This is a genomic window from Bacillus mexicanus, from assembly GCF_050445615.1.
Classification (GTDB): Bacteria; Bacillota; Bacilli; order Bacillales; family Bacillaceae; genus Bacillus; species Bacillus mexicanus.
This window is the reverse complement of record NZ_JBCEYV010000002.1, coordinates 647,468-659,562: the sequence shown is the minus strand read 5'-3', so window position 1 is coordinate 659,562 and position 12,095 is coordinate 647,468. Positions and strand designations below refer to the sequence as shown.

At 44.8% G+C, this 12,095-nt stretch carries 11 protein-coding genes, 1 pseudogene and 3 other annotated features; of the genes and pseudogenes, 9 read left to right on the top strand and 3 right to left on the bottom strand.

The genetic code is table 11. From position 1 onward, the window contains the following. Positions 1–80: 80 nt before the first annotated feature. Positions 81–845, bottom strand: a complete 765-nt coding sequence (hemQ, locus tag AAGG74_RS12985) for a hydrogen peroxide-dependent heme synthase (protein ID WP_162103792.1) — start codon at positions 843–845, stop codon at positions 81–83. Positions 846–1,113: 268 nt separating this feature from the next. On the opposite strand from hemQ, the gene pta reads away from it, so the two are divergent. The 4 genes and pseudogenes from pta to AAGG74_RS12965 all read left to right on the top strand — a co-directional run bounded on the left by pta (position 1,114) and on the right by AAGG74_RS12965 (position 5,076). Next, on the top strand, positions 1,114–2,085 hold the full coding sequence (gene pta, locus AAGG74_RS12980) for a phosphate acetyltransferase (protein WP_162103793.1): 972 nt from the start codon (positions 1,114–1,116) through the stop codon (positions 2,083–2,085). Between the two features lie 145 nt (positions 2,086–2,230). Then, positions 2,231–3,130, top strand: a complete 900-nt coding sequence (gene cysL, locus AAGG74_RS12975; RefSeq protein WP_429675746.1) for a cysJI operon transcriptional regulator CysL — start codon at positions 2,231–2,233, stop codon at positions 3,128–3,130. 47 nt (positions 3,131–3,177) lie between these two features. After that, positions 3,178–4,023, top strand: a complete 846-nt coding sequence (lipL, locus tag AAGG74_RS12970) for an octanoyl-[GcvH]:protein N-octanoyltransferase (protein ID WP_162103795.1) — start codon at positions 3,178–3,180, stop codon at positions 4,021–4,023. Positions 4,024–4,186: 163 nt separating this feature from the next. Further along, positions 4,187–5,076: pseudogene (locus AAGG74_RS12965) on the top strand (carboxylate/amino acid/amine transporter). Between the two features lie 142 nt (positions 5,077–5,218). Here the strand turns inward: AAGG74_RS12965 and rsfA are convergent. Continuing rightward, positions 5,219–5,998: a prespore-specific transcription regulator RsfA gene (gene rsfA / locus AAGG74_RS12960; RefSeq protein WP_429675745.1), complete on the bottom strand. Its 780-nt coding sequence runs from the start codon at positions 5,996–5,998 to the stop codon at positions 5,219–5,221. Between the two features lie 213 nt (positions 5,999–6,211). Here rsfA and AAGG74_RS12955 point away from each other — a divergent pair, with 213 nt between their 5' ends. The 5 genes from AAGG74_RS12955 to AAGG74_RS12935 all read left to right on the top strand — a co-directional run bounded on the left by AAGG74_RS12955 (position 6,212) and on the right by AAGG74_RS12935 (position 11,791). Continuing rightward, positions 6,212–6,433: a YuzB family protein gene (locus AAGG74_RS12955; protein WP_162103798.1), complete on the top strand. Its 222-nt coding sequence runs from the start codon at positions 6,212–6,214 to the stop codon at positions 6,431–6,433. Between the two features lie 164 nt (positions 6,434–6,597). Then, positions 6,598–7,899, top strand: coding sequence for an HD domain-containing protein (locus AAGG74_RS12950; protein ID WP_162103799.1), 1,302 nt, complete (start codon positions 6,598–6,600; stop codon positions 7,897–7,899). Positions 7,900–7,934: 35 nt separating this feature from the next. Then, complete coding sequence (locus tag AAGG74_RS12945; RefSeq protein ID WP_162103800.1) at positions 7,935–8,435, top strand: YwgA family protein; 501 nt, start codon at positions 7,935–7,937, stop codon at positions 8,433–8,435. Between the two features lie 113 nt (positions 8,436–8,548). Further along, positions 8,549–8,778: a binding site (T-box leader), on the top strand. A gap of 30 nt (positions 8,779–8,808) precedes the next feature. Continuing rightward, positions 8,809–9,031: a binding site (T-box leader), on the top strand. Positions 9,032–9,061: 30 nt separating this feature from the next. Then, positions 9,062–9,284: a binding site (T-box leader), on the top strand. Between the two features lie 50 nt (positions 9,285–9,334). Then, positions 9,335–11,251, top strand: a complete 1,917-nt coding sequence (thrS, locus tag AAGG74_RS12940; RefSeq protein WP_429675744.1) for a threonine--tRNA ligase — start codon at positions 9,335–9,337, stop codon at positions 11,249–11,251. A 120-nt stretch (positions 11,252–11,371) separates the two neighbouring features. Next, positions 11,372–11,791 carry a MarR family transcriptional regulator gene (locus AAGG74_RS12935; protein ID WP_162103802.1) on the top strand — a complete coding sequence of 140 codons (420 nt, stop codon included), beginning with the start codon at positions 11,372–11,374 and terminating at the stop codon, positions 11,789–11,791. A gap of 40 nt (positions 11,792–11,831) precedes the next feature. Here the strand turns inward: AAGG74_RS12935 and thmT are convergent, their stop codons facing one another. Beyond that, positions 11,832–12,020, bottom strand: a complete 189-nt coding sequence (gene thmT, locus AAGG74_RS12930) for a 2-hydroxymuconate tautomerase (protein ID WP_003222038.1) — start codon at positions 12,018–12,020, stop codon at positions 11,832–11,834. Positions 12,021–12,095 lie beyond the last annotated feature (75 nt).

The window sequence follows — 12,095 nt, the reverse complement described above, 5'->3', positions numbered from 1 at the left end:
AATCGTAAAATAATGAATTTTGTGTATATTCTGATAAATGAAGGTAGTAAACTCCCGCCGACTTGGGCGGGAGGAGAATATTATACATGTAGAAATTGAGAAAGTGTATCGAGCGAAAGGCGGTTGCCGACAAAAAATGAACCGAACTCACCGTAGCGGGCGCTGACTTCGTCAAAACGCATTTCATACACAAGTTTTTTGAATTGAAGCACATCATCGCTGAATAAAGTAACGCCCCACTCGTAATCGTCAAAGCCGACTGAGCCAGTAATGATCTGCTTGACTTTACCCGCATAGCTGCGGCCGATTAAGCCATGGCTTCTCATCAAGTTTCTGCGTTCTTCCATTGAAAGCATGTACCAGTTGTCATTGCCGGATCTTCTTTTATCCATTGGATAGAAGCACACATATTTTGATTCAGGCAGTTCAGGATAAAGGCGTGCGCGCACATGAGGATTTTCGTATGGGTCGCCGTCACCGCTTGCCAAGTAGTTGCTCAGCTCTACCACTGATACGTAGGAGTAAGCCGGGATGGTGAACTCAGCAAGTCTTGATTTATTGAATTCGAGCTCAATTTCATTTAATTCTTCCATTGTAGGGCGAAGAATCATCAGCATAAAATCAGCCTTTTGACCGACGATGCTGTAAAGAGTTTGTGATCCTTTTCCTTCTTTTTGGGCCACTCCCCACTTTTCAAGCAATCCTGTGAATTCATGGATGATAGATTGGCGCTCATCACTGGACAGCATCTTCCAGGAAGTCCAGTCCATTGTGCGGAAATCATGAAGCGCATACCAGCCGTCAAGCGTTTTCGCAGCTTCATTTGTCATTTGCTGTTCACTCATTTATCTTCACTCCTATTGTCTTTTCATAGTTGCCTTCACTATACCATAGTTTATCCGATTCTACTGTGGAGAAACCTTGAACATCCCATCTGTATAACTCCATAAAAATAAGAGAAACTATAAGGGAAAATGGAGCTGCTTTAATTAATTTAAAAAATAGGATTTTTTCGTGAAAGCGCTATAATGAAAGTTGGCTGTTTGAATTTGATTGGAAGAAGAGTATGCTAGTAAAGAAAGCGTTTTTGTAACTTTTTGAGGAGGTTTTATTGTGGCAGATTTATTTTCAACAGTGCAAGAAAAAGTAGCTGGAAAAGCCGTTAAAATTGTATTCCCTGAAGGATTAGATGAGCGTATTTTAGAAGCGGTCAGCAAGCTTGCAGAAAACAAAGTGCTGAATCCGATTGTGATCGGCAATGAAAATGAGATCCAAACAAAAGCAAAAGAACTAAACCTGACGCTTAATGGCGTTGAGATTTATGATCCTCATACATATGAAGGTATGGAAGACCTTGTCCAAGCATTCGTGGAGCGCCGTAAAGGCAAAGCGACAGAAGAACAAGCTCGAAAAGCGTTATTAGACGAGAACTACTTTGGTACAATGCTTGTGTATAAAGGCCTTGCACACGGACTTGTTAGCGGAGCGGCGCATTCAACAGCCGACACCGTTCGTCCGGCTCTTCAAATCATTAAAACAAAAGAAGGCGTGAAAAAGACTTCTGGCGTATTTATCATGGCTCGCGGAGAAGAGCAATACGTATTCGCAGATTGTGCCATCAACATTGCGCCTGACAGCCAGGATCTGGCCGAGATTGCGATAGAAAGCGCCAATACGGCAAAAATGTTCGACATTGAGCCGCGCGTAGCTATGCTAAGCTTCTCTACAAAAGGCTCAGCAAAGTCTGATGAAACAGAAAAAGTAGCAAATGCTGTGGAAATCGCGAAGGAAAAAGCGCCTGAATTGACACTTGACGGCGAATTCCAATTCGATGCCGCGTTTGTTCCGTCTGTAGCAGAGAAAAAAGCACCGGATTCCGAGATTAAAGGGAATGCTAACGTATTCGTATTCCCGAGCCTTGAAGCAGGAAATATCGGCTATAAAATCGCTCAGCGTTTGGGTAATTTTGAAGCTGTAGGACCAATCCTGCAAGGTTTAAATATGCCTGTAAACGACCTTTCAAGAGGGTGTAACGCAGAAGATGTTTATAACCTCGCATTAATTACAGCGGTGCAAGCATTGTAATCAAAATGAAGACGATGGCAGTTCTCTTCGGAGGGCTGCCTTTTTTTGCGCCTCCGAATCGTCTTCTTTACCAAGCCAGATGATATAAGTACAATAAAGAAAACTGATCATAACCATTATTCTATTAATGACAGGGGTGGGGTTTTTGTATTATGACGTGCTGAAAACGTTTATAGCGGTAGTAGAAGAAAAAAACTTCACAAAAGCGGCGGAAAAGCTGATGATCTCCCAGCCCAGCGTCAGTCTGCATATCAAAAATCTTGAGAAGGAATTTCAAACGGCTCTCCTGAACCGGTCGCCCAAGCACTTTACGACAACGCCCACAGGTGACATATTGTATCAAAGAGCAAAGCAAATGGTATTTCTCTATGAACAAGCAAAGACTGAAATCTATGCGCATCATCACTATGTGAAGGGCGAATTGAAAATCGCTGCCAGCTTTACGATCGGAGAGTATATTCTTCCACCGCTTCTGGCCCAGCTGCAGAGACTGTATCCAGAGCTGAACCTCGATGTCATGATCGGCAATACAAAGGAGGTCAGTGAGCGTGTGCGGATGCTGCAGGCTGATATCGGGCTGATTGAAGGACATACAAACGAAAACGAACTGGAAATTGAACCGTTCATGGAGGATGAAATGTGCATCGCTGCGCCTAATCAGCATCCGATGGCCGGACAGAAAGACATTTCAATCACCGATTTGCAAAACGAAGCATGGGTAACAAGGGAAAAAGGATCCGGAACGAGAGAGTATCTCGATCATGTGCTCAGCTCTAATGGACTGCGGCCGAAGTCAATGTTCACCATCAGCAGCAATCAAGGCGTAAAAGAAGCGGTGATTAGCGGCATGGGGCTGTCCGTTCTATCCAGAAGCGTGCTGCATAAGGATTTGATTCACCGTGACATTTCAATTCTTCATATAAAAGACATCTCGTTAAAGCGCAAGCTGTCGTATATTCATTCTCCACTTATGGAAAATACGAAAAATAAAGAAATTTTTATTACGATGCTGAAAAGCAATTTTCAATCACAGCAGCTGAAATGATATAATAGTTTTCGTTTAAAAGCCTAACATGAAAGGGTTTTACATAGATGGCAAACCAACCGATTGATTTACTGATGCAGCCGACATGGAGAGTCATTGACCAATCCAGTCTCGGCCCTTTATTTGACGCGAAGCAATCCTTCGCAATGGATGATACGCTGTGCCTGTCCGTCGGAAAAGGCATGTCGCCGGCGACAGCGCGTTCATGGGTGCACCACGATACAATTGTCCTTGGAATTCAGGATACGCGCCTCCCGTTTTTGCAGGATGGCATCTCCTTGCTGGAGAACGAAGGACACCGCGTCATCGTACGCAATTCAGGCGGTCTTGCCGTCGTTTTGGATGAAGGCGTGTTAAATATTTCTCTCATATTCAAGGACGAAAAGAAAGGCATCGACATAGACAAAGGCTACGAAGCGATGGTTGAGCTGATGAGACGGATGCTAAAGCCATACAACGCAAAGATCGAAGCATATGAAATTGCAGGATCTTATTGTCCCGGAAGCTATGACCTCAGCATCAATGGCAAAAAATTCGCCGGCATTTCACAACGGCGCGTTCGCGGCGGAGTCGCTGTTCAGATTTATCTTTGCGCGGATAAGAGCGGCAGTGAAAGAGCTGATTTGATCAGACGATTCTACCAAGCGGCGCTAAAGGACAAACAAAACGATAAAAAAGGCGTCTATCCGGAGATTCAGCCGGAAACGATGGCGTCCTTAAGCGAGCTTCTGCAAACAGACATCTCCGTACAAGACCTAATGCTCGCTTTGCTGACCGAATTAAAAGCGTTAAGCAGTCAGCTTTATTCAGCAGGATTGTCCACTGATGAGGAAATAGAATTTGAGAAAAACCTCATCCGGATGGCTGAGCGGAATGCAAAGGTATTTGGCTGAGCGTTCTTCGCATGCCAGCTGTATCAGGCCGGCATGCATTTTTTATTTCCAGCGGCATTTTATCCTCAATAATCTTATTTTCAGATAAACCCTTCTTACGTACAGACAACCGTGACTAAAAAGAAAAACGATATCGGCATCCATATACAAAGGGGAGAGGCAGATGAAAGGGAATGTTTACAGCTTGTTTGTGTTGATCGCAGCTTTTTTGTGGGGAACGACGGGAACTGTTCAGGCGCTGGCTCCGGAAAGCTCTACACCACTGGCTTTCGGAGCGTTCAGATTATTAATAGGAGGAAGCGCCATGCTGCTTGCCGTTTGGATCAGCCGGGAGCTTCACATAAAAAATTGGTCATGGCCGCTCGTATTATCAGCAGCGATTTGTATGGCATGCTACCAGGCGCTGTTTTCACAGCTGTTCAAGAAACGGGAATTGCGGTCGGGACTGTGATCGCGATCGGCAGTGCGCCTATCATTGCCGGAAGCATAGAGTGGGCTGTATTGAAAAAACGCCCGCGAAACGCTTGGTGGCTCGCGACTGTACTGGCTTTAGCGGGTTGCTGGCTCCTGTTTTCCGACAGTTCGAACATTCGGATTGATGTAGCTGGTGTTTGTATGGCACTTGGGGCTGGAGCTTCTTTTGCAGGCTATACGCTCATCAGTAAAGTGATGATGAAAAACCAGTCTCCGCGAGCGACTTCCGCCGTTGTCTTTATGATTAGCGCCATCATGCTGATACCGCTTTTATGGCAGTCGGATATCTCGTGGATATGGACACCGAGAGGATTGGGAACGAGTCTTTACATCGGTCTAATCGCAACATGCGCCGCATACTTTTTGTTTGCGAAAGGGCTTACCGGAGTCCCGGCTTCTGCGGCGGTTACGCTGTCTTTAGCTGAACCACTGACAGCCTCATTGCTGGGTGTGTTTTTCATCGGAGAAAGGCTTTCACTTTCTTCGTGGTTCGGTATCGCACTGATGCTTCTGGGGCTTCTCGTCATTTCCGCCATGCCTCGAAAACAAAAAACGGCTGAGACCGCCCATGTGACTTAATAGATTCCCATAAGCTTGGCCTCATTTTACAAGAATAACGAGCCGCTGCAAAATGCTAAAATCTTCTTTTTTCAAAAGAAAAAGGAGATTTTGCACAGAACGAAAATCCCAAAACCAACTGGTGTTTTGGGATTTTATAAACTCATTCTGCCATTTTTTCTAAATTGCCGTTCCGATCCATTTTAAAGGACGGAGAGGCATGTTCATCTTCTTCAAATAAAACTAGTTTTCTGGCTCTATTCATAATTTTCACCAAGGTTTCATAATCTTCTTGGATTGTTTTTTGGTCTTTTTCAAGCTTTTGGACGTCTGCCTCAAGCTGTTCCGTTTTGCTTTGTAATGCCTGGTTTTCTTTCTTTAAGCGCTCATTTTCCATTTTTAATGCCGATGATTGCTCGTTATTGCCTTCGTAATTCTGCAGGAAGCGGATTACATCATTCATCGTGAGCTCCGGCGCGGCTGCAGGTGCTTGAGGAGACAATAAGTGTGATAAACTAGCTAACTCTTCCTTAAAGCTTTCATCCACAAAAGGCATGTGTTCGCCTGACATGAAAGGCTGCTGCTCATGTTCAGCTGCCGGGGTGTTTGTTTTAACCGGTTCCTCTGCAGCAGTTTCTTGAATGATTTCAGGATCAACCGCAGGAGGCTGATATAATAGTCTTTTTTTCGCTGACTGCCCGTTCCCGAGCGCTCTCATCCGCTGCTTTCGCTGTTTTTTCGCAAGCTGAAGCGCTTTTTCATATTGATGGCGGACGACCGCGTTCCATCTAAATCCACACGCGGCAGAAGTCCGGTTTAATTTATCTCCGACTTCTTCAAAGGCGTTCAGCTGAGTGCTGCCCTCCCTCACATGCCGAAGCACTGTTTCGGCTAAAAGCAGATCATTTTCTTCTGACCAAGCGTCTTGTCGCTGTTTTGTCATTTATCTCAACTCCCATTTTTCTTTTCATGGTATTAGAATGTCCAGTTTGAAAAATATTTATACAAGTTGGCTGAAAGAATAGGAGATACGAAGGAAGGAGCGGCTTGCAGGAACAGTTGAATCCTTGTAAAATGACATGTGATGTGATTTTTTTGAAAAGCGATTTTAGGTTATGCACATAGATGAACATAGAAATGAAGGGAAGCGTACGTCATGGCTAATGAATTTCGAGTGTGTGATGATTGCCAAGCCACTAATATCAAAACATTGCTGCCGCGTTTAAAAGAAGTGGACCCGGATGCAAAGATTGAGGTAGGGTGCCAATCTTATTGCGGGCCCGGACGAAAAAAATCATTTGCTTTTGTAAACAATCGCCCGCTGTCAGCTCCGACAGAGGATGAGCTGATTGACAAAGTAAAAAAGAAAATTAAATAGTCAAAACTTATTTTTTCATAGCCTTGGCCCTCAGGTCAGGCTTTTTTGCTTCACATTATGTCTTTTTCGTAAAGATGGAACAAATCGCCGGGCAAATTCAAGGATGTTTTCAAAGAATAGAGTCGATATAATAGAAACACGGCTAAAAAAAAGAGGGAATGACGATGGCGTATCCAAATGGAAAATTATCAGAAGAAAAAGTGTTTAAAGATCCGGTGCACCGTTATGTTCATGTGCGGGACAAGCTGATATGGGATTTGATCGGAACCCGCGAATTTCAGCGTCTCCGCAGAATTAAGCAGCTCGGCACGACGTATTTGACGTTCCACGGGGCTGAGCACAGCCGGTTTAATCATTCTCTCGGTGTCTATGAAATTGTCAGGAGAATGGTTGATGACGTCTTTAAAGGCCGCCCTGAATGGGATGACAGTGAGCGCGAACTCTGTTTGGCCGCGGCGCTGCTTCATGATCTCGGGCACGGGCCGTTTTCGCATTCATTTGAAAAAGTTTTTCATCTTGACCATGAAGAATTTACAAGAGATATTATTTTGGGGGACACAGAGGTCAATCAGGTGCTTAGAAAAGTGAGTCCGAGTTTCCCGCAGGATGTTGCTGAAGTCATTGCCAAAACTTATAAAAACAAACAAGTGGTCAGCCTGATTTCGAGTCAGATAGATGCAGACCGCATGGACTACCTTCAGCGTGACGCTTATTATACGGGCGTCAGCTACGGCCATTTTGATATGGAACGGATTCTTCGGGTGATGCGGCCGCGTGAGGATCAGATCGTTATTAAAGAAAGCGGGATGCACGCTGTCGAAGACTATATCATGAGCCGCTACCAAATGTACTGGCAAGTGTATTTCCATCCTGTGACAAGAAGTGCAGAGGTCATTTTAACGAAGATTCTTCACAGAGCGAAGCAGCTGCATGATGAAGGCTATGTCTTCACTCACGCTCCGGTTCACTTCTATTCGATTTTTGAAGGGAAATTGATACTGGAGGATTATGTGAAGCTTGATGAATCTATTATTTTATATTATTTCCAGGCTTGGGAGGATGAAGAGGACGAGATTTTGTCCGATTTGTGCCGCAGGTTCATTAACCGCCAGCTGTTCCAATACGTTGAATTCAATCCGAATGAAGAAATGTCGGCTTATTTTGAGCTGACTTCATTGTTCAAAGAGGCGGGAATCGATCCGAATTATTATTTGGTCGTCGATTCTTCTTCAGACCTGCCGTACGACTTTTACCGTCCGGGGGAGGAAGAGGAGCGTCTGCCGATCCACCTTTTGACGCAAAACGGCCAAATTAAAGAGCTGTCCAGACAATCTGCTATTGTAGAGTCCATTTCCGGAAAACGGCGGACGGACCACAAACTGTATTATCCGAAGGACTTGATTTGTGATAGCTCTGAACATCCGGAAGCGAAAATGAAAATCCGGCAGCTGCTGGGACTGACATAGAAACTGGAAAGAAGGAAAAAGGAGATGTCGGGAATTTGTTGAAAGAACATGCAAAACTGATGAAGGTGTTCTCGGATTCTGGAGAAATCATCGGGCGGAAGAAGCTGCAGAAAATGATTTATATCGCAAAAAAAATGCAGTTTCCTTTCTATGAGAAATATGATTTTCACTTTTACGGACCGTATTCAGAGGAACTGACGCTCCAGATTGAAGAGCTGTGCAACCTTGGATTTCTGCATGAGGTGAAGGAAAAAAAGGGCGGCTACTTTCAATACCGTTATTCGCTGACTGAGACAGGCTCCGCGTTTTTAGACCATGCTGATCTGGATATGCCGGATATCAAAGGGTATATCGACAATGTAAACAGCCGTTCATCTCGGTTTTTAGAGTTGGTTTCCACGATCCTTTACTTTGATGGACTTGAGGCTGAGGAAAAGAAAGAAAAAGTCTTCACGATTAAAAGTAAGCAAAAATATACAAATGAAGAATATGACGAAGCGCTTCAATACATAGAGGAACTGAAGCAGATTTGTTAATGATGCAAGCAAAAGAAATGATCGGTTTCTTTTGCTTTTTTTTTACAAAATAAGATTGCTGTTTAAAAAAATATATTGTAAGATATATGAAATGATCAAACAATAAGTAATGTATATAGGCACTGATAAGGACATGAGATGCTTTTTACGGTTTCCAGAGAGGGAAGAACAGCTGAGATCTTCCTAACGCAGGGAAAGCAGCTTACCGCCTTTGAGCCGTATCGGGGAAATAGAAGTATCTGATACCGTTATGCTGCGTTACAGCACCTTAAAGCCGATACACCATGTGTGTTGATCGGGAATTTGGGTGGAACCACGGATGATAAACACATTCGTCCCTTTTACAGGGATGGATGTGTTTTTTTGTATTTGAATACATGCGATGAAAAGGACATGAATGATCGTTACGGTTTTCAGAGAGGGAAGAAAAGGTGAGAGCTTCCCAGCTTAGGACGATCATTTACCGCCTTGGAGCAGCATTGGGGAACTACAATATCCAATGCCGTCTATGCTGCGTTACAGCACCGAGCCGATAAACATAGCGTTTGTCGGGAATTTGGGTGGAACCACGGGTTAATCACACACTCGTCCCTTTTAGAGGGATGGGTGTGTTTTTTTATATTTGAATACATGCGAAGAAAAGGATATGAATGATCGTTACGGTTTTCAGAGAGGGAAGAAAAGGTGGGAGCTTCCCAGCTTAGGACGATCATTTACCGCCTTGGAGCAGCATTGGGGAACTACAGTATCCAATGCCGTCTATGCTGCGTTACAGCACCAAGCCGATAAACATAGCGTTTGTCGGGAATTTGGGTGGAACCACGGGTTAATCACACACTCGTCCCTTTTAGAGGGATGGGTGTGTTTTTTTATACAAAAATAATGAAGGAGTGTTTAAAATGAGTAACTATGTACACATTCAGCTTCCAGACGGACAAATAAAAGAATATCGGAAAGGCGTCACAATTAAGGAAGCGGCTGGTGCTATCAGCTCCAGTCTGGAAAAGAAGGCGGCTGCGGGACGGGTCAACGGCAGGCTCGTTGATCTCAGCTTCAGGCTGGAGGAGGATGCCGAGCTTTCGATTGTCACACTTGATTCACAAGAAGGCTTACAGGTGCTTCGCCACACAACGGCGCACGTGCTGGCTCAAGCGGTGAAACGGCTTTACGGCGAAGTGTCATTGGGGGTGGGGCCTGTGATAGAAGACGGCTTCTACTATGACATGAAGCTGGAGCAAAGCTTGACATCAGGAGACTTAGAGGCCATCGAAAAAGAAATGAAGAACATTACAGCTGAGAATCTGGAAATCAAGCGAATTGAGGTTTCTTACGAAGAGGCAAAAGCGCTGTTTGCTGAAAAAGGCGAACCGTTTAAGCTGGAGATTTTGAACGATATACCGCGCGGGGAGGCTATCACGCTGTACCAGCAGGGAGAATTCGTTGACCTGTGCCGCGGGCCGCATCTTCCTTCTACAGGAAGGATCAAAGCGTTCAAACTGACAAGAGTATCGGGCGCGTATTGGCGCGGAAACAGCGAAAATGAAGTCCTGCAGCGGGTGTACGGGGTTGCGTTTCAAAAGAAAAAAAATCTCGATGCACATCTTCATATGCTGGAAGAAGCGGCAAAACGAGACCACCGCAAGCTGGGCAAACAATTAGAGCTGTTTATGTTTTCTGAGGAAGCGCCGGGGATGCCGTTTTATTTGCCGAAAGGGCAGATTGTCCGCAATGAGCTGGAACGCTTCTCGCGTGAGCTGCAAACAAAGGCCGGCTACGATGAGGTGCGTACGCCGTTTATGATGAATCAGCGGTTATGGGAGCAGTCAGGCCACTGGGATCATTATCGCGACAATATGTATTTTTCAGAAGTTGATGATACAAGATTCGCAATGAAGCCGATGAATTGTCCCGGCCATATGCTCATCTTTAAAAACAGTCTGTATTCTTATCGGGATCTGCCGATTCGGATGGCGGAGTTCGGACAGGTGCATCGCCACGAATACAGCGGCGCTTTAAACGGAATGCTTCGCGTCCGGACGTTCTGCCAGGATGACGCCCATATCTTCGTTCGGGAGGATCAGATTGAGAGTGAGATCAAAGAAGCGATCCGGCTGATTGATGAGGTATATCGTACATTCGGATTCGACTATTCAGTTGAGCTTTCGACTCGTCCTGATGACTCATTAGGCGATGACAGCCTTTGGGAAGTGTCCGAACGTGCCTTGGCACACGTTCTTAAGGAGCTTGGCCTGCCTTATGAGGTGAATGAAGGCGATGGAGCGTTTTACGGGCCGAAAATTGATTTTCACATAAAAGATGCCTTGAAACGGAGCCATCAATGCGCGACAATTCAGCTTGATTTTCAAATGCCTGAAAAATTTGATTTAACTTATATCAATGAACACAATGAGAAGGTTCGTCCTGTTGTCATCCACAGAGCGGTATTCGGCTCAATCGACCGTTTCTTCGGCATTTTGATCGAGCATTTCGGCGGAGCTTTCCCAGTCTGGCTCGCACCGGTCCAGGTTCAAATCATACCGGTTTCACATGTTCACTTGGCCTATTGCAGAAAGGTGCAGGCAGAGCTGAAACAGCTGGGAATAAGGGCAGACATTGATGAGCGCAATGAGAAGCTCGGCTACAAAGTCAGAGAGTCGCAGGTGCAGAAAGTCCCTTACGTGCTAGTGCTTGGAGATCGTGAAGAGCAGGAAGGCGCGGTAAATGTCCGTCAATTTGGAGACCAGCAGAATGAACACGTTCTTTTTCAGGCTTTTAAAAATAAACTTGTCAAACAGGTGAAATATCGAAATATCTAGGAAAAAAGCTGTGAATTCTCATTTTGCTTTTTTGACTTTCCCCATCAGGAATCAGTAAAATAATAAGTAAATCATATCGTTCGTATGTTATGAATTGCATCTTGAAATGGGGAAATTGACATGGACCATGACAAACTGGAAGCAAATTTGCTGGATCACGCACTGACAAAATATTTGAAAAGCACGAAGCAATTAGATGAAGAAACCGTTCCGAAACGCGTGAATAATATAAGAGGATTTATTCTGCGGATCATATACAGGCATGGCAACTGCACCATAAAGGATATTCTGAAGGAGGTCACACTTTCTCCCTCTGCCACAACCACCGCTCTGAATCATTTAGAGCAGGAGGGGTTTATTAAGAGATCCAGAAATAACGATGACCGCCGCACTGTATGGATTGCGCTTTCTGAATCGGGCCGGAGAGCGGCTGAACAAATGATCGACAACCGCCAGCAGCTGATTGACGGCATGTTTGAACGTTTGACAGCCGAAGAGAAAAAGTCGTTGCTTGTGATTATTGAGAAGCTGACCCAATAGGAGTTAAAAAAGCCGGTGCGCGAAGCGCCGGCTTTAGAGGTTACTCCATATCGCTCAGGCGTTTGCCTGCGACGGCGTAATGGTCTTTTCTCATTTCTTCTATAAACACAACAATTTTTTCTTCAGAAGCACCGGTTGTTTCCTTTACGGCTTCTGTTACTTTCTCGACAAGGTTGCGCTTTTGCTCGTCTGTACGGCCTTCAAGCATTTTGACGGTTACGTATGGCATGGGTGCCCAATCCTCCTTTATCTCGTTTCCTCTCTTTAGAAAAAGAGGCTTCTTATAGTATACTGAATAAAGTAA

Excerpts from the sequence above, each read along its gene's own strand:
- AAGG74_RS12950 (WP_162103799.1), top strand. The coding sequence starts at position 6,598 with ATGGCGTATCCAAATGGAAAATTATCAGAAGAAAAAGTGTTTAAAGAT.
- hemQ (WP_162103792.1), bottom strand. The coding sequence starts at position 845 with ATGAGTGAACAGCAAATGACAAATGAAGCTGCGAAAACGCTTGACGGC.
- thrS (WP_429675744.1), top strand. The coding sequence starts at position 9,335 with ATGAGTAACTATGTACACATTCAGCTTCCAGACGGACAAATAAAAGAA.
- AAGG74_RS12955 (WP_162103798.1), top strand. The coding sequence starts at position 6,212 with ATGGCTAATGAATTTCGAGTGTGTGATGATTGCCAAGCCACTAATATC.
- thmT (WP_003222038.1), bottom strand. The coding sequence starts at position 12,020 with ATGCCATACGTAACCGTCAAAATGCTTGAAGGCCGTACAGACGAGCAA.
- AAGG74_RS12935 (WP_162103802.1), top strand. The coding sequence starts at position 11,372 with ATGGACCATGACAAACTGGAAGCAAATTTGCTGGATCACGCACTGACA.
- rsfA (WP_429675745.1), bottom strand. The coding sequence starts at position 5,998 with ATGACAAAACAGCGACAAGACGCTTGGTCAGAAGAAAATGATCTGCTT.
- lipL (WP_162103795.1), top strand. The coding sequence starts at position 3,178 with ATGGCAAACCAACCGATTGATTTACTGATGCAGCCGACATGGAGAGTC.